Here is a 21,970-nt window from a genome sequence, read left to right on the forward strand (position 1 = left end):
CCTCTCAGGTCGAGATCGTGCCGCCCTCGAAGGTGCAGGTCAGTCCGCCCCCCGAGGCCACCGTGTCGGTGATCGGGTAGCCGTAGCGGCCGGTGGCGCCGCCCTGGGACTTCCACTCCGACAGGACCGCGCCGTGGACCCGCCGCGGGGTGCCCGACCCCAGCGCCCAGAGCTCGCCGCGCTGGAAGAACTGGGCAAGTCCGCGGGGCTCCGTGTGGCTCGGCCCGGTCGGGTACCCGAGCACGCCGGACTCGCGACCGGAGTCGACCCACGGCACGTACATCGGCGCGGGCACCGCCTCGGTCTTGACCGGCCCGCCGGTGATCGCGCCGTTCTGGAAGAGCTGGATCCACCCGTCCGACACCGCCTGCTGCGGGCCCGTGGGATAGCCGAGCGGGCCACGGTCGCGGGACAGCAGGTTCCACTTCCAGTAGCTGGCGCCCGAGACGACCTGGGTGGTCGTCGACGGGGCGTCGGCGATGGCGCCCTTCTGGAACAGCTGGTACCAGCCACCCTGCGCGCCGGTCGTGTAGGGCCCGGTCGGGTAGCCGAGGATCCCGCGTTCGCGGCCGTTGGCGTTCCACACCGTCCAGCGGTAGCCCCAGACGGTCTGGGTCGCCGTGCTCGTGGAGTCGCAGATCGCGCCGCCCTCGAAGGTCTGCACCCAGCCGCCACCCACGGAGGCGACCTTGTCGGCAGTGGCGTACCCGAGCCGCGAGCCGAGCGGGCCGCCGTTCTGCGCGTAGATCCCCCGGACGAACTCGGTCATGGCCACCGCGCCGTAGGACGCCGTGTAGTAGATGACGCCGCCCTGGAAGAGCACGTAGCGGCCGCGGCCGTCGCCGACGTAGCTGACCGGCCCCTTCGAGGCCTTGAGGTAGGACGCCTGCTCACCCATCGCGTGGTACTTCTGCGTGATCGGCTCCCAGCGCGGCAGGCTCGGGGCGCTGTGCTCGCTGGTGCGGTTGTCGGACAGCGAGGCCGTCGTGCAGTTCGCGTACTTGTACGGCGGCACGCAGCTGACGACCCGGCAGTGCACGCCGCCGGAGCACTTCACGTGGGTGTTGCACTGGCCGTAGCGGAACGCGTTGCAGCAGACCCGGCGCTGGTCGCAGGTCGCGGACGAGCCGGTGCCGCAGGAGCAGCTCCAGCACTTCGAGTCGCAGATGCCGTCGCTGCAGCCGCTGGTGCACTTCGAGCAGCTGGCGTTGCAGTCGACGATGTAGCGGTAGCCGCCGCCGCACCAGGACGAGTCGGCGGCCTTCCACCAGCCTGCGGCGAAGCTGCCCGGGGGGCAGGTGTTGACGCCCTTGTTGACCGTGGAGCAGAACACCGTCCAGCCGCTCGCAGCCGTGTTGCCCGGCCCACAGATGGTGGCGTATGCCGCGACCGGAGTGAGCGCGTACTCCTTCGGCTTGGTGGCCAGCGCGGTCGCGGCCACCGTGGCGCCGACGAGGACGTCGCGGCGCGAGACCGGCCGCAACCGGCGTGACAGGGCAGAGACGAAGCCCGCCATCCCGCCGGGACCGGCGTTGAGGTCTTCGAGGGTGCTCACGGTCGTCCTCCCTGGCGGGCCAGGGTGGCCCGGTCGGTGATCCGGATCGTCGAGACGAGGGCGGCCGCCCGCGGCACCGAGGCCATCCGGCGGGCATGGCTGCCGACGACGGTGAAGAGGCAGAACGCCCGGCCGCCGGAGCTGAAGAAGTGCTGCGAGGCGCTGAGCCCGGGCAGGGGGCGCTGCAACCGGTTCGGCCCGAACTGCGACGGCGCCAGCCGCGGCAGTCCCTGCTTCTCGAACAGGCCTTGGTCGGCGATCTCGGCGCCGTAGTCGATGAGTGCCACGAAGACGTCGTCCGGGCCGAGCAGGTCGACCACGTTGCTGCCGAAGTCACCCCGGTCGGCCGGCATCGGGCGGGTGCAGGCGTGCAGCACCGGGCGGGTCACGTCAGCGTCGTCGGCGTCGTTGGCGTCGAGGCGTTGCGGGCCCGAGCCCGCCGGATCGGGCGTGCCGGGGACGGCCTGGCGGCGCACCCCGGGTGCATCGGGCTCGGCACCGGGGCGGCGGGTGACCGCCACGTGCCAGCCCGCCGGTGCGTCGGCCCGAAGCCCGAAGTGCTCAGCCACTGCTCTCAACTCCCGAACTCAACTCCACCAGGCGGCCACCAGCACGATCGCGGCCGCTCCTCCCAGAGCCACCTTAGCCACGGTTCCTGCCGGATTTGCCCATCTTTCGACCCGGATGAAGACCCGGTGCAGGTCGTCCCGGTCCGTGACACCCGCCATCAGCAGCGACGGCAGCGCCCGCACCAGCCCGAAGGTCGCCCCGATCGCCAGCCCCGCGCCGACCTGGCCGGACAGCGCGGCCAGGAGCACGGCGGCATACGTGGTCGTGCTGGTGATGATGGTGACCAGGCCGAACCCGAGCTGCGCCCCGAACCCCACGCCGTAGACCCAGCCGCGGTAGCGGGTCAGCCACTGCTCGTCGACCTGGCGCCGCCACGACGGCACCGAGCGCTGGTTGCGCAGGTCGACGACGAGACCGATGACCAGCAGCGCCGCCACCGCGACGAGGGTCCAGCGCGAACCGCGCGCCTCGTCGGGGACGAGCGAGCCGAGCAGGGCGGCGAGGCCGCCGACCGCCAGCCCACCGGCCAGCGAGCCGAGCAGGTATGCGGTGGTGGTCAGCCACCACCGGGAGTTGCGGGCCCGCTCGCCGAGCGGGCTGATGCTCGAGAGCATCGACTCGCCTCAAGGCGACCAGGTCGCCCGGACCGCGGCGACCGCGGCCATCGGGAGACCCAGGGCGAGGGCGAGCGCGACGACCGACACCTCAGTGCTCGTGGGTGTGCTCGTGGGTGTGGTCGTGCTCGTGGGTGTGGTCGTGCTGGTGGTCGTGTGGGTGCTCGTGCTCCGGCGCTCCGTCCCCGGGCGGGGGCTCGGCGTCCGGGGCGCGGTAGAGGCTCGGGTCGCCCGGCCGCACCCCCGACGCGAGCAGCTCGGCGTCGATCCGCGAGAGGTTGTCGCGACCGCCGTCACCCAGCGCCTCCCCCACGAGCAGGCCGGGGCCGCTGCGGCCGGCCGCGGCGCGGGCGTCCGCGCTGTCCGCGACGCCCTGGGCCATCAGCCCACGGACCTGCTCCCAGGTGGTTGCCGAGCCCTCACCGGTGACGACCCCGTCCTCGACGTAGACGAAGTAGGGGGACCCGGGGATGTCGTAGTCGACCCACGCCGCCGACGACTGCACCACGTCACGGTCGCCGGCCAGGGCGCGCAGGGTCGAGGGCGACTCCTCGGCGGAGCCCTTGGCGATGACGTGCAACGTCCCGTCACCCGGCACGTCGACCGGACCGCGGAACTCGTCCCAGAAGGTCTGGCACACCGAGCAGCCGCTGGTGAGGAACGCCAGCAGGGTGCGGGTGCCGGGGGTGGTCACGCTGACCTGCTGCTCGACCCGGTCGAGGTCGGTGCCGACGATGTCGTGGGCGGTGGTCGAGTCCTTGCGGCTGGCTTGCACGACCCCGGTCTCGAGCTCCACCGGCACCGGCCCGGGCTTGCCTCCGGTGGTGGCCAAAGTGACGCCGGTGCCGGCGTCCTTCTCGAGCTCGAGTCCCGCGCCGAGCTCGTGCAGCGCCTTGAGGATCAGGGCGTGGCTGCGCAACAGCCCGAGCACGAGCACCCCGAGCAGCGCGATGGCCACCCCCTCGGCGATCACGACGGCAGTCATCAGGTGGGTCAGCCCTTCGGGTCCGGTGCGGAGGTGGTGCGGATCGCGGCGGGCGAGGTCGTCGGCAGCACGGCCATCACCTGCCAGGCGAGGAAGCCGATGACGACGGCGAGACCCGTCGTCGTGACGGTCGTGGCGTCGACGTCGCGCCAGGCCGAGGTGGGCGGGTCGAGCGCCACGCCAACCGCGGTGAGCGCGGCCAGCGCGGTGAGCCCGAGGTGGGTGCGGGTCGCCGGGGTGTCCGGCTTGCCGAAGCAGCCGCACGAGCCGAGCACCCCGCCGCGCCTCAGCACGCGGGCCACGAACGCCGTGAAGCCGAGGTATGCCGCGGCGACCAGCCCCGCGGCATACCGGCCGGGGGCGAGCAGGGCCCAGACGCCGAGGGCGACCTCGACGACCGCGAACGCGCGGACCAGCTGACGGTGCACCGGCAGGCCAGCCGCGCGCAGCGCACGCACCAGCGGCAGCGGGTCGAGGACCTTGGGCACCCCGGCCACGACGAGCAGCCCCGCCGCGGCGAGGAACGGTCCTGCTGCCAGGTCCCACATAGGTGTCCCACCGTAGTTGACCGACCGCCCCGCCCCCACCAAGGAAGCCTTGCCGGCAAACAAGAGTCAGTGGTGGACAGGATGCAACCTGTCCACCACTGAGCAACGTGCGCGAGCAGGGGTGCGTTCAGCTCGACGTCGGAGTCAGTCGACCTTGTCGGCCACGTCCTGCGCGGCGTCCTCGGCCCCGTCGGCGGCGTGCTTGCCCTTGGCGGTCACCTTGTCCTTGGCGTCGGACGCGGCCTCGGTGGCCATGTCCTTGGCCTCCGACGCCTTGTCCTTCACGGTCTCGGCGGCGCTGCTGGCCTTGTCCTTGGCGGCGTCGGCGAGGTTGGCGACCTTGCTGGTGCTGGAGTCGCGTCCGGTCGTCGGTGCCGTGTAGGGGTCGTCGAGCGGGGTGGCCCACGGGTCCTCGCGCGGCGCGGACTTGCGGAACGCCGCGACTCCGGCGGCCACCGCAGCGGCGATGCCGAGGACCAGGAAGATCCGGCCCTTGCGACGACGCGGCTTGGCCACGGAGTCACCCTTGAGCACCGAGAACGCGTCCGCGGACCGGTCGGCGGTCTTCGAGGCGGTGTCCTCGGCAGCGGTCTTGGCGGCGGCCGACGCGGCGGCGACGGCCGCGATCGCCTCGGCGACCTTGGGCAGCAGCGAGTCGACGATGGTGTCGCGGGCGGTGTCGACCTTGGGGGCCAGGCCCTCGACGGCGCCCTGCAGCTTGGGGGCGGCGACCTCGATGCCGTGGTCGACGCGGGGCTTGGCCCACTCGCGGGCGGCCTCGATGCCGTGCTCGACGTGGGGCTTGCCCCAGTCCTTGGCCTGGACCGCGCGGTCGCGGGCCACCTCGGCCGCCGGGGCGACGCGGTCCTTCAACGTGGCGGCGTAGTCGGCCGCCGTCTGGGCGGAGCTCTGGACTGCCTCGGTGGCCTGCTCAGTCTTGGTCTTGGTGCGGAACACCGTGCCTCCTGTGACTTGGCGTGGACGTCTTCTCCCTCCCCATCCTGCCTTGTTTCCGCTGGTGGGCAAGCCCGTGGGGTGCCTCGGAGCCATCTCGGGGGCGCCCGCATGGAAGGATGCCTCGCATGGACGTCACCCTCAAGACCAACCACGGCGACATCAACGTCACGCTGTTCCCCGACCACGCCCCGAAGACCGTCAAGAACTTCGTCGGACTGGCCAAGGGTGAGCAGGAGTACCGCGACGACGCCGGCCGCTCCAACCCCACGCCGTTCTTCGACGGCCTGATCTTTCACCGCATCATCCCCGGGTTCATGATCCAGGGCGGGTGCCCGCTGGGGCAGGGCTTCGGCGGCCCCGGCTACACCTTCGACGACGAGATCAGCCCCGACAAGGACTTCACCAAGCCCTACATGCTCGCCATGGCGAACGCCGGCCAGCGGATGGGCAAGGGCACCAACGGCTCGCAGTTCTTCATCACCGTCGGCGCCACCACCTGGCTCCAGGGCAAGCACACGATCTTCGGTGAGGTGGCCGACGGCCCGAGCCGCGAGGTCGTCGACAAGATCGCCGCCGTGCGCACCGGTGCGAACGACAAGCCGGTCGAGGACGTTGTCATCGAGTCGGTCGTCGTCAACGACTGACCCCAACCGTGCGGTTGTGTGCCTGAGCGCGGTCCCTGGACCGCGCTCAGGCACACGACTCGGAGAGAGCCCATGAGTGAGCAGCAGCAGGTGATCCCGGTGTGCCCGCGGCACCCCGACCGGGTCTCCTACGTGCGCTGCCAGCGCTGCGGCCGGCCGGTCTGCCCGGAGTGCCAGCGCCCGGCGGCGGTGGGCGTGCAGTGCGTCGACTGCGTCAAGGCCCAGGCCAAGACGATGCGCACCGCCCGCACCGTGTTCGGCGGCAACATCAACGACACCCCCACGGTGTCCTACGCGATCATCGCGATCTGCGTCGTCGTCTTCGTGCTGCAGACCGCCGACTCGGGGCTGAGCCGCGACATCTCGTTCGTGCCCTACCTCAGTGAGCACGAGCCGTGGCGGTTCCTCACCTCGGCCTTCGCGCACGCGTCGATCACGCACATCCTGTTCAACATGCTCGCCCTGTGGATGGTGGGTGCGCAGTACCTCGAGCGGCTGCTCGGCGGGGTCCGGTACGCCGCGGTCTACCTGGTCAGCGCGCTCGGCGGCTCGGCCTGCTACCTGCTGCTGTCACCGGCCGTCCCGTTCGAGCCGACCAACCCCAGCTCCTGGTACATCGGTGCCGTGGGCGCATCGGGCGCCGTGTTCGGGCTGTTCGGCGCGCTGCTCGTGCTGAACCGGCACCTCGGCCGGTCGTCGGCGGGCATGTGGGCCACCATCGGCATCAACGCGGTGATCGGCTTCGTGGTCCCCGGCATCGCGTGGCAGGCCCACCTCGGCGGGTTCGTCACCGGGGCTGCGGTGGCCGGCGTGATCGCGGCGACCTCGGCGCGCCAGCGGCGCAGGTGGCAGTGGCCGGGCGTGGCGCTGGTGCTGCTCGTCGTGGTCGCCGTCGCAGTGCTGAAGTATGCCGCGGCGGCGAGCAGCCTCCTCGCCTGACCTCTTTGCATGAGATAGCGACGGCGGCTTGGAGCGAGGGGCGGCGCTAACTCGCCTTTTGTATGAGATAGCGACGGCGGCTTGGAGCGAGGGGCGGCGCTAACTCGCCTTTTGCATGAGATAGCGACGGGGGGGGGGCTTGGACAGACGTTGGATTACACGCCTGTCATTTGTCCCCAGCTGTGGAGAAGCCTGTGGACAACTCCGTCCGGGGACAGGTGTCGGTCAGCGCCAGCGGGTGGTCATGGCGAAGCCGGCGAGCATCAGTCCGAACCCGACACCGAGGTTCCAGCGCCCGATCGCCTCGACCGGGAACCGCTGGCTGGTGATGTAGAAGACCACGATCCACAGGAGGCCGACGACCATGAGCGTCAGCATCACCGGCACGAACCAGGGCGGGTTGCCGACCTTGGCCTTCGCGGGCTTGCTCGGCGGGGTGTACGTGCGCTTGGCACGACCCTTGGACTCAGGCACGGAAACTCTCCTCGTGGCTCGGACGGTCTCATCACCGTCGCGACGTGTGGCATAGCGTAGTGCCATGGCGGACCAGCGGCTGACGTGGCTGACGCGCCGCCCCACCGCCTGGTCGGCCGTCGTGCCGCTGGTGGCCCTGGGTGCGGGCGTGCTGTTCGCCCTGAGCGCCGCGACCGCCCGCGGCACCGACCTGAGGTCCTCGGGCGGTGACCTGCCGGGCCTGATCCGCGACCAGACCCGCCAGAACTCGGTGCTCGCCTCGCGGGTTGCCCAGCTGCGTTCCGAGGTCGACCGGCTGTCGGCGCAGCAGGCCCCCGGTGACCTGCGGGTCACCCAGCTGACCACCGAGGCCGACCGGCTCAAGCTGGCGGCCGGCACCGGGGCGGTCTCCGGGCCGACCGTGCAGGTCACCCTCACCGACGCGCGTACCGTCCCCGACGTGCTGCCCGACGGCATCTCGGTCGACGACTACGTCGTGCACCAGCAGGACGTCCAGGCCGTCGTCAACGCGCTGTGGCAGGGCGGGGCCGAGGCGATGATGCTGATGGACCAGCGGGTGATCTCGACCAGCGCCGTGCGGTGCGTCGGCAACACCCTCATCTTGCAGGGCCGGGTCTACTCCCCGCCCTACGTCATCACCGCCATCGGCAACCAGTCCGCCCTGCGCGCGTCACTGGAACGCAGCCCGTCGGTCGCCATCTACAAGCAGTGGGTCGCCGCGGTCGGGGTCGGCTACGACGTGCAGTCCCGCCGCGAGCAGACCCTCCCGGCCTACGCCGGATCGATCAACCTCGAGAAGGCAAGGACCACCAAGTGAGGCTGGCGCGCTGGACCCTCGGCATCGTCGGCGACCTGCTGGTCACGGCCGGCCTGGTGCTGCTGCTCTTCGTCGGGTGGCAGCTGTGGTTCACCGACGTCACCGCCAACCGCGTCCAGGACGCGACGGTGTCGCGCCTGACCCGCGACTTCGCCAAGGGACCGGCCACGACCACGCCGGGCACCGAGAGCCCCAAGGCGGTGCCGTTCGGCTCCGCCTTCGCGATCGTGCGGATCCCGCGGTTCGGCGCCGACTACGCCCGCCCGGTGCTGGAGGGCACCACCCGCGACATCCTCCAGGACGGCATCGGCCACTACGACGGGTCGGTGCTGCCCGGCGCGGTCGGCAACTTCGCGGTCGCGGGCCACCGCACCACCTACGGCCGCCCGTTCCACGACATCGACCGGCTGCGCACCGGTGACCTGGTCGTGGTCGAGACCAGGACCGCATACAGCGTGTATGCCGTGAAGCGGCACGAGATCGTGGCGCCCACCGACGTGCAGGTGGTCGCGGCGGTGCCCGGCAAGCCCGGGGTGAAGCCGACCGAGCGCTGGATGACGATGACCGCGTGCCACCCGAAGTACAGCGCGGCGCAGCGCTACGTCGTGTTCGCTCAGCTGGTGAAGACCTACCCGCACGCCGACGGGCTGCCCGCCGGCACCCTGACCGTCCCCCCGAGCCCGCCCAAGAAGGCCTGACCATGATCTACTCCGCGATCTGGCGGGCGCTGCCCGGACCCCTCGTCGTGCGGGTGCTGCTGGCGCTGCTGCTCGCCGTGGCGGTGGTGGCCGTGCTGTTCGTGTGGGTCTTCCCGCGGATCGCGCCGCTGATGCCGTTCAACGACAACACCGTCGACCCGAGTGCGCTGGGCTCGTCGGTCCAGCACGTCAGGATGGTCCGATGACCCGGATCCTCGTCGTCGACAACTACGACAGCTTCGTCTTCACCATCGTCGGCTACCTCCAGCAGCTCGGTGCCGAGTGCGAGGTGGTGCGCAACGACGCGGTCGGCCCGGCCGACGGCGCCGAGTTCGACGGCGTCCTCGTGTCGCCCGGACCGGGCACGCCGCAGGAGGCGGGGGTCTCGATGGCGATGATCGAGGCGTGCGCCGAGCGGGCCCAGCCGATGCTCGGGGTCTGCCTCGGCCACCAGGCGCTGGGCGTCGTGGTCGGCGCCACCGTCGGTCGCGCGCCCGAGCTGCTGCACGGCAAGACCTCGCGGGTCGTGCACGACGACACCGGGGTGCTGGCCGGCCTGCCGTCGCCCTTCACGGCGACCCGCTACCACTCGCTGACCATCGACCCCACGACCGTGCCGGACGTGCTGGTCGCCAACGGCCACACCGAGTCGGGGATCATCATGGCCGCGCGGCACCGTGACCTGCCGTTGCACGGTGTGCAGTTCCACCCCGAGAGCGTGCTGACCGAGGGCGGGCACCGCATCCTCGCGAACTGGCTGGTCGTGTGCGGGCTCGACGACGCGGTGGCCCGTTCGGCCGGGCTGAGCCCGCTGGTCCGCGACGCCGAGGGCGTGGCGCGAGCCGTCGCCGCCGGCTGACCCACCCCCCGACGAACCCCGAGCGGGCGTCAGGGGGTCGTCGGCGGCGCGGTCGTCGTCGACGGCGGTGGCTCGGTCGTCGTGGTCGCGGTGGTCGGTGGCGTCGTCGGCGTCTGCGTGGGCGGCGGTGGCTGGGCGATGGTCAGCGTGATCGTCGAGCCGTCCTCGACCTTGGTCTTGGCCTTGATGCTCTGCTTGAGCACCGAGTTCTCCGGCTCGGTGCTGTCGATGTAGCTCGTCTTCACGCTCAGGCCCAGCTCGCCGAGGATGTCGGCGGCCTCGTTGCGGGTCTTGCCCACGACGTCGGGCACGGTCACCTTGCCGGACGACACGTTGAGGTTGACCGCCGAGCCGACCGCGACGTCCTCGCCCGCCCCGGGTGAGGTGGTGAACACCTTGCCCTTGTCGAGGCCGGTGTCGTCGACCTGCTTGATCGTGCCGACCTTGAGGTCGAGGTTGGCGAGCCGGGCGGTGGCCTCGTCCTGGGTGAAGCCCTTGAGGTCGGGCAGCTCGACGGTGTCAGGTCCGGAGGAGACGCTGATCCCGACCTTGCTGCCGCTGGCGACCTGCTCGTCGGCCCCCGGGTTCTGGTCGACGACGACGCCGATCTCCTTGGGGCTGGCGACCTGGGTGGCCTCGGGCACCAGCCCGGCCGCCCGGATCTTGGCCTCGGCGGCGGCCTGGGGCAGGTCGATCACGGTCGGCACGGCCACCTTGGGTGCGTCCGTGGGCGGCCGGTCGAGCAGGGCCTTGCCCGCGACCCCGAGCAGCACGAGGGCACCGAGCACCGCCAGCACGAGCAGGAAGTAGGCCAGCCCACGTCGCTTGCGCGGCTCGTCGTCGGGGTCGTGGCCGATCGCGGGCAGGGAGGCGGTGTTCGAGCCCACGGGCTCGGGCCGCTCGGCATACCCGCCCGTCGCGAACACGGTGGTGGCGGCTGCCGGCGTCGCCGCGGCCAGGGCCACGGTGGGGTCGGCGGCGCTGCCGGCGGTGCCGCGGGCGGCGTCGCTGATCGGCCGGCCGAGCCGGGCGGCCTGGAGGTCGGCGCGGAACGCCGTGGCGTCCTGGTAGCGGGCGTCACGGTCCTTGGCCAGCGCGTGCAGCACGACCGCGTCGAGGGCCGGGTCGACGGCGGGGTTGAGCGTCGACGGCCGCGGCGGCGGCTGGCCGACGTGCTGGTAGGCGATCGCGACCGGCGAGTCGGCCTGGAACGGCGGCCGCCCGGTGAGCAGCTCGAAGAGCAGGCACCCGGTGGAGTAGAGGTCGGAGCGGGCGTCGACGTGGTGCCCCTGCGCCTGCTCCGGCGACAGGTACTGGGCCGTGCCGATGACCGCCTGCGTCTGGGTCATGGTGGCGTTCGCGTCGGCGACCGCGCGGGCGATGCCGAAGTCCATCACCTTGATCTGGCCCTGCGGGCCGATCATCACGTTGGCCGGCTTGATGTCGCGGTGCACGATGCCCATGCGGTGGCTGTAGGCGAGGGCGTCGAGGATGCCCTCGGTGATGCGGGCCGCCTCGGCCGGGTCGAGGGGGGAGCTGGCGTTCAGCAGCTCGCGCAGGGTGCGGCCCTCGACGTACTCCATGACGATGTAGGGCACTGGCACCGAGGCGCCGCCCGACTCGATGGCGTGGTCCTCGCCCGAGTCGTACACGGCGACGATCGAGGCGTGGTTGAGCCCGGCCGCCGACTGGGCCTCGCGCCGGAACCGGTTGAGGAACTGGGTGTCGCGGGCCAGGTCGGAGCGCAGCATCTTGATCGCCACCGGCCGGGACAGCCGGGTGTCGTGGCCGAGGTGCACCTCGGCCATGCCACCTCGGCCGAGGAGCTCCCCGACCTCGTAGCGTCCCCCGAGCAGACGTGTCGACGTCACTTCTTCCTTCCCCCCTTGCCCGCGCCGGGCCCCTTCTTCTTGTGGGGCGCCGGAGCAGGCGAGGCCTTCGCTGGCTTGGTGGTGCTGGTGGGCACGCTGGTGGTCGCCTTGGCTGTCGTGGCGGTGGCGGTGGCGGTATGCGGTGTGGTCGCGACCGTCGTCGTCGCGGGAGTGGTGTCCTGCGGCGTGCTGGACGGGGTGTCGGCCTGGCTGCGACCGCCGAGCGCCATGGCGCTCACGACGGCGAGCATGACGACCAGCGCCGCGCACGCCGGGATCAGCCAGCCCGGACGCCGGGTGTCGTGCTCGGAGGTCGCGTCGTCCGACCCACCGGCGTCGGCCACCGCCGGCAGCACGGAGGTGGGCAGCGGCTGGTCCGGCGGGAGGTCGGCGGGCACACCGACGATGACCGGGGTGACGGCCGCCGCCGCGCCCTCGGACAGGTGCCACGGGATCCGGCCCGGGGCCAGGCGCAGCGCGTCGGCGAACTCGCCCGCGCTCTGCGGCCGCAGGCCGGGGTCCTTGGCCAGGGCCGCCATCACGGTCGTGCGCAGCGGGTCGTCGACCTCGTCGGACAGCTGCGGCGCGGGCTGGCTCACGTGGGCGAGGGCGGTGGCGACCATCGACTCCCCGGAGAACGGCCGTTGCCCGGTGAGCATCTCGTAGCCGACCACGGCCAGGGCGTAGACGTCGCTCAGCGGGCCGGCGGTCTCGCCCTTCGCCTGCTCGGGGGCGAGGTAGTGGGGCGTGCCGAGCACCTCGCCGGTCTGGGTCATCGACGCCTCGCCGAGGGCGCGCGCGATCCCGAAGTCGGTGAGCTTGGCGTAGCCGGCCTCGTCCACGACGATGTTGGCGGGCTTCACGTCGCGGTGCACGACCCCTGCGTCGTGCGCGGCCTGCAGGGCGAGCGCGATCTGGTGCAGGATCTCGGTGACCTCGGCCTGCGGCATCGGCGCCCGGTCCCGGATCAGCGTCGACAGCGGTTCCCCGGCCATCAGCTCCATGACGAGGAAGGCCTGGCCGTCCTGCTCACCGAAGTCGTGCACGGTGCCGACGTTGGGGTGGGTGAGCTGGCTGCCGAGCCGCGCCTCGGCCCGGAACCGCTCGACGAAGGCCCCGTCCTCGGCGCTGTCCGGGCGCAGCACCTTGACCGCGACGTCGCGCTGGAGGGTCTCGTCGTGGGCCCGCCACACCTCGCCCATGCCGCCGGTGGCGATCCGCTCGACCAGCCGGTAGCGGTCGGCGAGCCTGGTGTCGGCCTCGTAGGTCACTGGCCCAGCACCGCTTCCATCACGGCCTTGGCGATCGGGGCCGCCACCCGGCCACCGGCCGCCTCGTTGCCGGCGTTGCCGCCGTCCTCGACGACCACGGCGACGGCGACCTTCGGGTCGTTCGACGGGGCGAACCCGGTGAACCAGGCGTGCGGGGGCTTGCCCTTCTGGTGCTGGGCGGTGCCGGTCTTGCCGGCCACGTCGATGCCGCTGATCTGGGCGGCCCGGCCGGTGCCGCTCTTGACGACCGTCTCCATCATCCGGGTCAGGGCGGCGGCCGTGTCGGCCGAGACGGCCTGCGACAGCTGCTCTGGTTGCGGCTCGTCGATCACCTCGAGGTCGGAGGAGGTGACCTTCTTGACCAGGTGCGGTCGCATCACGACGCCGTTGTTGGCGATGGCGGCCGAGATCATCGCAACCTGCAGCGGCGTGACGCGCACGTCGTACTGGCCGATCGCCGACTGCGCGAGCTGTGGCTGGTTGAGCTCGGCCGGCACCGAGCTGGGCGTCACCGACATCGGCACCTGGAGGCGGTCGCCCATCCCGAACTTGGCGGCCTGGGCGCGGAAGTCGTCGGCCCCCACCTGCATGCCCAGCCAGCCGAAGGCGGTGTTGCACGAGATCTCGAGGGCGTGGGTCAGCGTGGTCCTGTTGTTGGCGCCGCAGGATCCCTTGAAGTCGTTCGGCAGGTCGTCGTCGGTCTGCGGCAGGTCGAGGACCGCCGGTCCGGGGATCGAGCTCTCCTCGGTGAACTTGCCCGACTCCAGGGCCGCCGCGGCCGTGACGACCTTGAAGGTCGAGCCGGGCGGGTAGAGGTTGCCGGCGATGGCGCGGTCGACCATCGGGCGCGTCGGGTCGGCGTTCAGCTGCTTCCAGGCCGCGACGACCTTGTCGGTGTCGTGGCTGCTGAGCCGGGAGGGGTCGTAGGCCGGGTGGCTGACGAGCGCGAGGATCTCGCCGGTCGTGGGGTCCAGGGCGACCACGGCACCGCGCTGGTCACCGAGTGCCTTGTCGGCGGCCGCCTGCGCCTTGGCGTTGATGGTGAGCTCGACGCTGGCGCCGGTCTGCTCCTTGCCGGTGAGGATGTCGGAGACGCGGCGGTAGAAGAGCTTGTCGGACGACCCCGACAGGAGGTCGTTCTCGGCGCCCTCGACGCCACCCCCGGCGCCGTAGGTGAAGGAGTAGTAGCCGGTGACGTGCGAGTAGAGCTCGCCCTGCGGGTAGGTGCGCAGCCACTTCAGCTCGTCCTTGGTGCCGGTCGACTTCGCGATCGGCTTGCCGCCGACCAGGATCTGCCCGCGCTCGCGCGCATAGTTGGCCAGCAGGGTGCGGCGGTTCTCGGGGCGGTCCTGGAGGGACTTGGCCTGGACGAACTGGATGTAGGTGGTCGACACCAGCAACGCCGTGAACAGCATCGCGACGAGGGTGGAGAGCCGGCGGATCGGGGAGTTCACCGGATCGCCACCACTTCGGTCTTGGCCTCACCGGCGGGATTCGGCCCGGTGCTCACCTCGGCCACCGGGCGGCGGGCGACGTCACTGATGCGCAGCAGCAGGGCCACCAGGGACCAGTTGGCGAGCAGGGACGACCCACCGTAGGAGAGGAACGGCATGGTCAGCCCGGTCAGCGGGATCACCCGCGTGACACCGCCGACGACGACGAAGCACTGCAGCGCCATCGAGAACGCCAGCCCGCTGGCCAGCAGCTTGCCGAACCCGTCGCGCACCCCGAGGGCGGTCCGCAGCCCGCGCTCCACCAGCAGCACGTAGAGCATCAGCAGCGCGAACAGCCCGATCAGCCCGAGCTCCTCGCCGAAGCTGGGGAAGATGAAGTCGGACTCGGCGAAGTAGGTGAGGTCGGGCCGTCCCCGACCCAGGCCGGTGCCGAGGAGGCCACCGGCCGCCATACCCATCAGGCCCTTGGCGACCTGGTCGGACTGGTCCGGCGCGAACGGGTCGAGCCACAGGTGCACGCGCGCCTGGACGTGCCCGAAGGCGAGGTAGGCGACGTAGGCGCCGCCGCAGAACAACGTCATGCCGATCGCGATCCAGGACGTGCGCTCGGTGGCGACGTAGAGCATCGACACGAACAGGCCGAAGAGCAGCAGCGACGAGCCGAGGTCCTTCTCGAAGACGAGGACCAGGAGGCTGAGCACCCACGCGACCATGATCGGGCCGAGGTCGCGCCCGCGGGGGAAGGTGAACCCGAGCACCTTGCGACCCGCGAGGGACAGCGCGTCACGGGTCTGCACGAGGTAGCCCGCGAAGAACACCGCCAGCACGATCTTGGCGACCTCACCGGGCTGGAAGGTGAACGGCCCCAGGCCGATCCAGATCCGCGACCCGTTGACGGTGCGCCCCATGCCGGGCAGCAGCGGCAGGATCAGCAGGCCGAACCCGACGATCGCCGCGGTGAAGGTGTAGCGGCGCAGCATCCGGTGGTCGCGCAGGAACCACAGCACCGCCGCTGCGATCAGCACGGCCAACGCGCTCCAGGTGAGCTGGCGCAGCGCCAGGCCCTCGCTGATGTCGCGGCCCTCGGCGATGTCGAGCCGGTGGATCATCACCAGCCCGAGGCCGTTGAGCAGGGTGACGATCGGGAGCAGCAGCGGGTCGGCGTAGGCGGCCTTCCAGCGCAGCAGCAGGTGGAAGGCCAGCGAGATGACCAGCAGACCCGTGCCGTGCGTGACCAGGCCGGGGGGGAAGGCCCCCGACACGGACAACCCGACGTTGACGTAGGCCAGCACCACGATCGCGACGGCGAGCAGCAGCAGCACCAGCTCGACGTTGCGGCGGGTGCGGGGGGCGACGCTGGAGACGGTCGTCATCGGGTGGTCGTCATCGGGTGGTCGTCGACGAAGGGGACGACGTCGTGGTCGGACTGGTCGCGCCGGTGGTGGTCGACGTGGTGGTCGACGGCGTCGTGGTGGGGATGCCGCCGGACCCGTCACAGCTGACCGGGGTGGCCGCGCAGCGCAGGGCCTCGGTGCGCAGCTGGCCCACCAGCGTCTCGGCGTCGCGGAGGGTGTCGGCCGAGACCCGGTCCTCGACCTTGCTGCGGTAGAAGTCGGGCAGGTCGTCGACCCGCACGTCGGACTCCGACTCGACGTGCGACAGCTTCACCGGGCCGAGGTCCTGGCTCACGCCCTGGAAGATCGCGACGTTGCCGTCGTGGGCGCCGACGAAGTACTGGCGCTGCGACCAGGTGTATGCGGCATAGGCCCCGCCGCCGAGGACGATCAGCACCACGGCGAGCACGGCCAGGCGGCGCAGCCAGCGGCCGGGACCCGAGGCCGGCCCCTCCTCGGCCAGCGTGACGTCCTCGGTCTCGTCGTCGTCGGCATCGCCGGCCGCCTCGCGCGACAGCGCGGCCGCCTTCGCCGCCGGGGTGACCGGGATCGGGCGGGTGCCCCGGCCCTTGGTGCGGGTGGCGGCGGCACCGACGATCTGCGGCTGGGTCGGCGGGGCATCGCCCTTGGTGAGGTCGACGACGTCACCGATCACGATGGTGACGTTGTCGGGGGCGCCCGCCTTGAGGGCCAGGTCGACCAGGCGGTCGGCGGTCGCGCCCGGCGGCTGCCCGGCCAGCACCATCTCGGCGATGGTGTCGCCCGCGACGTAGTCGGTGAGGCCGTCGGAGGCGATCAGGTAGCGGTCGCCGATCCGGGCCTCGCGCACCGTCACGTCGGGCTCGTCGTCGTGCTGCCCGGTGAGCACCCGGGTGACGAGGGAGCGCTGCGGGTGGCCGATCGCCTCGTCCTCGGTGATCCGGCCCTCGTCGACGAGGCTCTGGACGAACGAGTGGTCCTTGGTGATCTGGGTCAGCTTGCCGTCACGGGCGAGGAAGGCGCGGGAGTCGCCGATGTGGGCGAGCACGAGCTTGTTCTGGGAGCGCAGGATGGCGATCAGCGTGGTGCCCATGCCCTGCAGCCGCGGCTCGGCCTTGGCCATCTCGGCGAGCTCGTCGTTGGCGGCCGTGATCCGTTGCAGCAGAGCGGAGCTCGCCTCGCTGCTGCCCAGCGCCTCGCCGTCGAGGTCGACCAGCGCGCCGATCACCGTGGACGACGCGATGTCACCCCCGGCGTGCCCGCCCATGCCGTCGGCCATCGCGAGCAGGCGCGGCCCGGCATAGCCCGAGTCCTGGTTCTCCGAACGGACCATGCCGACGTCGGAGCGGGCGGCGTAGTGGAAGGCGATGGGCATCGTCGTGGTGCCTATCGCCGCAGCTCGATGACGGTCTTGCCGATCCGCAGGGTGCTGCCGGCCTCGACCCGCAACGGCCCGGTGAGCCGTTCGGTGCCGACGTAGGTGCCGTTGGTCGAGCCGAGGTCCTCGACGAACCAGGCTCCGTCGCGGTGGAAGATCCGCGCGTGCCGGCCGCTGGCGAAGTCGTCGTCGAGGACGAGCGCGCACTCGGGGTTGCGGCCGATCACGGTGCCGGCCTCACGCAGCGGGAGGCTGGTGCCGGTGAGGGCACCAGCGGTGACGACCAAGGTGCGGGGCGCCGTCGAGTGCGGTTGCCGCTTGGGGCGCTTCGGGGCGGGGGTCGCCGCGCCGCGGGCGGCCGGCTGGCGCGCCCCGGGTGCGGGCTTGCGGGGCGTGCGGCTCATGACCCGGGTGCCGTAGAGGTCGCCGCGGAGCACGCCGACGACGCTGAAGACGAAGATCCAGAGGAGGACGAGGAGCCCCAGGCGGATGATCGTGAGGGTGAGTTCACTCATGCGTGGGGATCACCGCCGCCCGGCGCGGTAGATGACGGAGGTGCGCCCCACCGTGATCCGGTCCCCGTCGGACAGGCGCTGACTCGTGATGCGCTCGCTGTTGACGAACGTGCCGTTCGTCGACCCCATGTCGCGGATGCTGGCCACGAGGTGGGGTCCGTCGTTGGTCACCCGGATCTCGCTGTGCCGCCTCGAGATCCCCGGGTCGTCGAGGATGATGTCGGCGGTGTCGTCACGGCCGAGCACGGTCATCGCGCCCATCAGCGGGTAGCGCTCGCCGTCGACGTCGAGCCAGGGCCGGTCGGCCGGGTTGACCCGCCGCGGGGGCGTCGGGGGTGCGACCGGTGCCTGCCGCTGGGTCGCCTCCAACCCGTCGTCGTCGGTATGCCGTGGGCTCGGGGCCGGCGCGGCCGCGGGCGGCGGGGTGGGGCTGGGGGCCGGCGCGGCGGCATACCCCTCGTCGCCCCGTCTCGGGGCGGTGCCGGGGCGGCGGGCGGTGGAGGTGCGCAGCCGGAAGACACCGGTCTCGAGGTCGTTCGCGCTGGCGAAGGTGACCTGGAGCGGGCCACCCGGCTGGTAGCGCTGCGACTCGGCGTGCTCCTGGGCCGCGGCGATCAGCTCGACCTCGAGCTCCTCGTCGTAACCACCGAGCCGGTCGTAGTCGGTGTCGGACAGCTCGACGGTGAACAGGTTGGGCACGATGGTGCGACCCTGGCCGAGGACGGCGGCGCGGTCGTCCATGGCCCGGCGGATCGCGGAGGCGATCTCGACCGGCTGCACCTCGGACTTGAACGCGCGCGCGAAGGCACCGTTGACGGCACGCTCGAGCCGCTGCTCGACCCGGTCGAACAGACCCATCGGTGCCACCTCCTCACGTGTTGCCCGCTGATGTCTGGTCCACGATCGTAACCGTCTGGCTCGGGCACGCTGGTCCCACGCGCCGCGCAAACCCAGCCCAGGGGCCGGTTTGGTGAATCCGGGGGGCGTCCGCCACAATTGGCCGGTCCCACGCGCGAGTGGCGGAACGGCAGACGCGCTGCGTTCAGGTCGCAGTGTCCGAAAGGGCGTGGGGGTTCAAATCCCCCCTCGCGCACCCAACGGTGATGGCCCCGACGAGATCCTCGTCGGGGCCATCGTCGTCCCGCGGGCCCGGGTGGCGGCTCGTGCCGTCAAAGCCGCAGGTCAGCGGGCTGCGCCGGACTGCGAGTGGCGCCCATCCGGCCTAGCCTGAGGGGAGCGGAGCTCTCCGCCGCACCCGTCAAGGAGGACGCCATGAGCAGCACGCCTGACCCGGCCCCCAGCTCTTCTGCCGCCACCGGAGCCGACGAGGCCCAGGCCACCAGCACCGCGGAGGCGGTCGAGGCCACCAGCACCGCGCAGGCCGTGGAACCCGACAGCACCGAACCTGACCGCACCGAACCCGACCGCTCCGAACCCGAGCAGGCGGACGTGCCCGACCGCGCCGAGCCCGCGCCGACGGACGAGGCCGCGTCGACGGACGAGGCCGCGCCGACGGACGAGGCCGCGCCTACGCCGTCCAGCCCTACGGACGACTCGAGCGACAAGGCCGGCGACGACTCGGCCGACCAGCACGACTCGGCCGACCAGCACGACTCCGACACCGACGACTCCGACACCGACGACACCGACGACTCCGACGGGTCGGAGGAGATGTCGGACGAGGACCGGCAGAAGTCGGCCGAGGAGTTCGCCGCCGAGCACGACCCGGCGAAGCACGACATCAGTGCGGGTGAGGAGTTCCGGCAGCCGGGCGACTGGACCGCCGAGGATGGCGGCCCCCAGGTCTTCGATGCCGACGGCAACCTCGTCTCCGACGCCGACTCGGGTTCTGACCGCTCCGGTTCTGACCACTCGGGTTCTGACGACTCGGGCTCCGACAGCCCGGGCTCCGAAGGCGACTCGGGCTCCGACGAAGACTCCGACGGCTCGGGCTCGGGTGACGGGCGGCGGGTCTCCGAGCTCGACGAGGTCAGGGACGGCGGCTACAGCGTCGGGTCGGCGGCGACGCTGCACGACGGCGCGATGCCGGTCGGCCACCCGGTGAAGGCGTGGGAGGACACCAAGACCTACGTCACCGAGGACCACGAGCACTACGCGGAGGCCGAGCCGCACGTCTGGTTCAGCGACGCGGACGCAGCGGAGCGGGCCGGATTCACCCCCGCCGACTGACCAACACCACTCCTGGTGCCTGGGTCACTGCCCCGTCTGGCGGGGCAGTGACCCAGTCGCGTCGGAACGACTTGCCGGTCCGCAGCAAGGGTCACGTCCGGCGGCGACGCTGGCGCTACACCCCTTCCGGACCGGCTGCCTCGGTGTCTGTGCGTCGACCGTGTGCGGTGTCGCTGCGTGACGTCACGGAACCGGAGTCCCGAGCGTCCCTGGATGTGAAGGACGACCCGTCGCCACTGCGGCGCCGGGGTGAGGAAGGCGCGGGGCCTACCGTGGTCGCCATGACGGGTGCCGAGGACGACGTGACCCGGGACGAGGCGGCCATCCATGCGGTGGGGGACGTGTTCTTCGCGGCGTTCGCCTCGGGGCGGGGTCAGGACCGGCGGTTCGACGCCCTTCGGTCCGTGGTGCTGCCCAGCGCCGTCATCACCCGCATCACCGGCCGCGGCTGGCGGATCGCGGCGGTCGCCTGGCACGACGACCCCCGCCGCGACCGCGCCCGGACGGACGCGTGATGCAGGTCCTCCGTCTCGGGTATGCCGCGGTGAAGGGCACCCGCCACCTCACCCGGGAGCGCGTGAGCCTCACGCCCGATGGCGTCGCGGGCGACCGGGCCTTCTGCCTCGTCGACCCGGCCACCGGACGGGTGCTCAAGACGGTCGAGAACCCCTCGCTGACCTCCATCGAGGCCCGCACCGATGACGACGGGACGCTGCGGCTGCGGTTCCCCGACGGCACCGAGATCAGGGGCCGGCTGGACGCCGAGGACGGCGAGCCGATCACGGCCGACGCCGAGTCGAGTCTCGACTACTGGGGCCGCGCGGTCACCGCCCGGCTGCTGGACGGTCCGCACGCAGCGGCGGTCACGGCATACCTCGGGCTGCCGGTGCGGCTCGCGGCCACGGACCCGGGCGACGTGGTCTGGGCCGGCGCTGTCTCGCTGGTCACCACGGGCGAGCTGGCCCGCCTCGGCGAGCGGCTGCGCGCGTCGGGCGGCACGGCGCCGGAGGCCCTCGACGAGCGGTTCCGCGCCACCATCACGCTCGACACGGACGCCGACCCCCTCCCCGGCACGCTCCTGCGGATCGGCAGCGCCACCGTCGAGGTCGGGCGCCGCATCGACCGCTGCGCCGTGGTCGACGTCGATCCCTCCACCGGTCGCCGCAGCGAACCCGTCCTGGCCCACCTCGAGCGCCACGACGGACTGCTCACCTTCGGCGTGGATGCCCGGGTCGTCGAGCCCGGCCGGATCGAGGTCGGCGACCTGGCGACGCCGGCGAACCCCCAGCACTAGGGTCAGGCCATGCAGTCCAGCACCTTCACCCTGGCCACCCCCGACGGCACCCAGCTGCACGTCAACCGGTGGCTCCCGGACGGCCCGGCCAAGGCGGTCGTCCAGGTCGCGCACGGCATGGCCGAGCATTCCGACCGCTACGCCCGGTTCGCGTTGCGCCTGACCGACGACGGGTATGCCGTGTACGCCAGCGACCACCGCGGCCACGGGTCCACGGCCCGCACCCCGCACGACGCCGGGTACTTCGCGGACGACAAGGGCTTCGACACGGTGGTCGACGACCTGCGCCTCGTCGGCGACCACGCCCGGCAGGAGAACCCGGGGCTCCCGTTCTTCCTCTTCGGCCACAGCATGGGCTCGTTCCTCAGCCGGTCCTACGCGACGCGGTTCGGTGCCGACCTCGACGGGCTGGTGCTCTCGGGCACTGCGGGCGACCCCGGTGCGCTGGGCAAGGTCGGCCTCGGTCTCGCCACCCTGCAGGCGCGGTTGCGGGGCCGCCGGCACATCAGCGGGCTGATGGACCAGCTCACCTTCGGACAGTACGGCGCGGCGTTCAAGCCGAACCGCACCAAGTTCGACTGGCTCTCCCGTGACGAGGCCGAGGTCGACAAGTACGTCGCCGACGAGCGGTGCGGCACCGTCTTCACCAGCGGGTTCTTCGCCGACCTGCTGGGCGGGCTCGGCACGATCAACACCGACGCCGCGGTCGCGAGGGTGCCCAAGGACCTGCCGGTGTTCCTGTTCTCCGGCGACCAGGACCCGGTCGGCGACAAGGGCAAGGGACCCACCGCGGTCGCCGACCAGTACCGACGCGCGGGTCTGGGGGACGTGACGCTCAGGCTCTGGCCGCAGGGTCGCCACGAGATGCTGAACGAGACCAACCGCGACGAGGTGATGGACTCGGTCGTCGAGTGGCTGGACGCGCACCTGGCACGTTCTTCTGCCTAGCGGATGTCGAGAACGG

General features: G+C 72.0%; 24 protein-coding genes and 1 tRNA gene. 11 read left to right on the top strand and 14 right to left on the bottom strand.

Annotated features, from left to right (window positions below):
* Positions 1-4: 4 nt before the first annotated feature.
* The 6 genes from BLQ34_RS14190 to BLQ34_RS14215 form a co-directional block, all read right to left on the bottom strand.
* Positions 5-1,555 carry an LGFP repeat-containing protein gene (locus tag BLQ34_RS14190; protein WP_091786779.1) on the bottom strand — a complete coding sequence of 517 codons (1,551 nt, stop codon included), beginning with the start codon at positions 1,553-1,555 and terminating at the stop codon, positions 5-7.
* Positions 1,552-2,124, bottom strand: coding sequence for a hypothetical protein (locus BLQ34_RS14195; protein ID WP_091786782.1), 573 nt, complete (start codon positions 2,122-2,124; stop codon positions 1,552-1,554). Before BLQ34_RS14195 ends, BLQ34_RS14190 begins: the two co-directional genes overlap by 4 nt.
* 18 nt (positions 2,125-2,142) lie before the next feature.
* Positions 2,143-2,739, bottom strand: coding sequence for an urease accessory protein UreH domain-containing protein (locus BLQ34_RS14200; protein ID WP_091786785.1), 597 nt, complete (start codon positions 2,737-2,739; stop codon positions 2,143-2,145).
* A 91-nt stretch (positions 2,740-2,830) separates the two neighbouring features.
* Positions 2,831-3,724 carry a hypothetical protein gene (locus BLQ34_RS19175; protein ID WP_091786787.1) on the bottom strand — a complete coding sequence of 298 codons (894 nt, stop codon included), beginning with the start codon at positions 3,722-3,724 and terminating at the stop codon, positions 2,831-2,833.
* Positions 3,725-3,732: 8 nt separating this feature from the next.
* Positions 3,733-4,272 (bottom strand): MauE/DoxX family redox-associated membrane protein, encoded by a 540-nt coding sequence (locus BLQ34_RS14210; protein WP_091786789.1) that lies wholly within the window; start codon positions 4,270-4,272, stop codon positions 3,733-3,735.
* Positions 4,273-4,416: 144 nt separating this feature from the next.
* Entirely contained in the window at positions 4,417-5,229 is an 813-nt protein-coding gene (locus tag BLQ34_RS14215) for a hypothetical protein (protein ID WP_091786792.1), read from the bottom strand.
* 125 nt (positions 5,230-5,354) lie between these two features.
* On the opposite strand from BLQ34_RS14215, the gene BLQ34_RS14220 reads away from it, so the two are divergent.
* Both BLQ34_RS14220 and BLQ34_RS14225 read left to right on the top strand, forming a co-directional pair.
* Positions 5,355-5,873, top strand: coding sequence for a peptidylprolyl isomerase (locus BLQ34_RS14220; RefSeq protein WP_091786795.1), 519 nt, complete (start codon positions 5,355-5,357; stop codon positions 5,871-5,873).
* Positions 5,874-5,945: 72 nt separating this feature from the next.
* Complete coding sequence (locus BLQ34_RS14225) at positions 5,946-6,812, top strand: rhomboid family intramembrane serine protease (RefSeq protein WP_091786797.1); 867 nt, start codon at positions 5,946-5,948, stop codon at positions 6,810-6,812.
* Between the two features lie 225 nt (positions 6,813-7,037).
* Here the strand turns inward: BLQ34_RS14225 and BLQ34_RS14230 are convergent, their stop codons facing one another.
* The gene (locus BLQ34_RS14230; RefSeq protein WP_091786800.1) at positions 7,038-7,286 is read right to left on the bottom strand and encodes a cell division protein CrgA; all 249 of its coding nucleotides are present in this window, start codon (positions 7,284-7,286) and stop codon (positions 7,038-7,040) included.
* A gap of 64 nt (positions 7,287-7,350) precedes the next feature.
* Here BLQ34_RS14230 and BLQ34_RS14235 point away from each other — a divergent pair, with 64 nt between their 5' ends.
* From BLQ34_RS14235 to BLQ34_RS14250, 4 genes are read left to right on the top strand one after another with little or no spacing between them, the layout of a single operon-like run.
* Complete coding sequence (locus tag BLQ34_RS14235) at positions 7,351-8,103, top strand: DUF881 domain-containing protein (RefSeq protein WP_091786803.1); 753 nt, start codon at positions 7,351-7,353, stop codon at positions 8,101-8,103.
* Complete coding sequence (locus BLQ34_RS14240) at positions 8,100-8,801, top strand: class E sortase (protein WP_231961196.1); 702 nt, start codon at positions 8,100-8,102, stop codon at positions 8,799-8,801. Before BLQ34_RS14235 ends, BLQ34_RS14240 begins: the two co-directional genes overlap by 4 nt.
* A gap of 2 nt (positions 8,802-8,803) precedes the next feature.
* Positions 8,804-9,007, top strand: coding sequence for a hypothetical protein (locus BLQ34_RS14245; protein ID WP_091786806.1), 204 nt, complete (start codon positions 8,804-8,806; stop codon positions 9,005-9,007).
* Positions 9,004-9,660 (top strand): aminodeoxychorismate/anthranilate synthase component II, encoded by a 657-nt coding sequence (locus BLQ34_RS14250; protein WP_091786809.1) that lies wholly within the window; start codon positions 9,004-9,006, stop codon positions 9,658-9,660. Before BLQ34_RS14245 ends, BLQ34_RS14250 begins: the two co-directional genes overlap by 4 nt.
* Before the next feature lie 29 nt (positions 9,661-9,689).
* Here the strand turns inward: BLQ34_RS14250 and pknB are convergent, their stop codons facing one another.
* Genes pknB through BLQ34_RS14285 form a run of 7 tightly spaced genes read right to left on the bottom strand, consistent with a single transcriptional unit; the run spans position 9,690 to position 18,380 of the window.
* Positions 9,690-11,531 carry a Stk1 family PASTA domain-containing Ser/Thr kinase gene (gene pknB / locus BLQ34_RS14255; protein WP_231961198.1) on the bottom strand — a complete coding sequence of 614 codons (1,842 nt, stop codon included), beginning with the start codon at positions 11,529-11,531 and terminating at the stop codon, positions 9,690-9,692.
* Positions 11,528-12,802 (bottom strand): protein kinase domain-containing protein, encoded by a 1,275-nt coding sequence (locus tag BLQ34_RS14260; RefSeq protein ID WP_231961211.1) that lies wholly within the window; start codon positions 12,800-12,802, stop codon positions 11,528-11,530. Before BLQ34_RS14260 ends, pknB begins: the two co-directional genes overlap by 4 nt.
* Positions 12,799-14,256, bottom strand: coding sequence for a peptidoglycan D,D-transpeptidase FtsI family protein (locus BLQ34_RS14265; RefSeq protein ID WP_091786811.1), 1,458 nt, complete (start codon positions 14,254-14,256; stop codon positions 12,799-12,801). The genes BLQ34_RS14260 and BLQ34_RS14265 overlap by 4 nt, the downstream gene beginning before the upstream one ends.
* Complete coding sequence (locus BLQ34_RS14270) at positions 14,253-15,629, bottom strand: FtsW/RodA/SpoVE family cell cycle protein (RefSeq protein ID WP_091786814.1); 1,377 nt, start codon at positions 15,627-15,629, stop codon at positions 14,253-14,255. Before BLQ34_RS14270 ends, BLQ34_RS14265 begins: the two co-directional genes overlap by 4 nt.
* Positions 15,630-15,639: 10 nt before the next feature.
* Entirely contained in the window at positions 15,640-17,004 is a 1,365-nt protein-coding gene (locus tag BLQ34_RS14275) for a PP2C family protein-serine/threonine phosphatase (RefSeq protein WP_091786817.1), read from the bottom strand.
* Between the two features lie 11 nt (positions 17,005-17,015).
* A complete protein-coding gene (locus BLQ34_RS14280; protein ID WP_091786820.1) occupies positions 17,016-17,522 on the bottom strand; it encodes an FHA domain-containing protein FhaB/FipA in 507 nt (168 codons plus the stop codon).
* Between the two features lie 9 nt (positions 17,523-17,531).
* Positions 17,532-18,380 (bottom strand): FhaA domain-containing protein, encoded by an 849-nt coding sequence (locus BLQ34_RS14285; RefSeq protein ID WP_091786822.1) that lies wholly within the window; start codon positions 18,378-18,380, stop codon positions 17,532-17,534.
* Between the two features lie 152 nt (positions 18,381-18,532).
* On the opposite strand from BLQ34_RS14285, the gene BLQ34_RS14290 reads away from it, so the two are divergent.
* The 5 genes from BLQ34_RS14290 to BLQ34_RS14310 all read left to right on the top strand — a co-directional run bounded on the left by BLQ34_RS14290 (position 18,533) and on the right by BLQ34_RS14310 (position 21,954).
* Positions 18,533-18,615, top strand: a tRNA-Leu gene (locus BLQ34_RS14290).
* Between the two features lie 179 nt (positions 18,616-18,794).
* Positions 18,795-19,712: a sunset domain-containing protein gene (locus BLQ34_RS14295; protein ID WP_091786825.1), complete on the top strand. Its 918-nt coding sequence runs from the start codon at positions 18,795-18,797 to the stop codon at positions 19,710-19,712.
* A gap of 281 nt (positions 19,713-19,993) precedes the next feature.
* Positions 19,994-20,227: a hypothetical protein gene (locus tag BLQ34_RS14300; protein ID WP_091786827.1), complete on the top strand. Its 234-nt coding sequence runs from the start codon at positions 19,994-19,996 to the stop codon at positions 20,225-20,227.
* Positions 20,227-21,006: an MOSC domain-containing protein gene (locus tag BLQ34_RS14305; protein WP_091786829.1), complete on the top strand. Its 780-nt coding sequence runs from the start codon at positions 20,227-20,229 to the stop codon at positions 21,004-21,006. The genes BLQ34_RS14300 and BLQ34_RS14305 overlap by 1 nt, the downstream gene beginning before the upstream one ends.
* A 9-nt stretch (positions 21,007-21,015) precedes the next feature.
* Entirely contained in the window at positions 21,016-21,954 is a 939-nt protein-coding gene (locus BLQ34_RS14310) for an alpha/beta hydrolase (RefSeq protein WP_091786831.1), read from the top strand.
* Positions 21,955-21,970: the final 16 nt, after the last annotated feature.

It is taken from the genome of Pedococcus dokdonensis (genome assembly GCF_900104525.1).
In the GTDB taxonomy this organism is placed as follows: domain Bacteria; phylum Actinomycetota; class Actinomycetes; order Actinomycetales; family Dermatophilaceae; genus Pedococcus; species Pedococcus dokdonensis.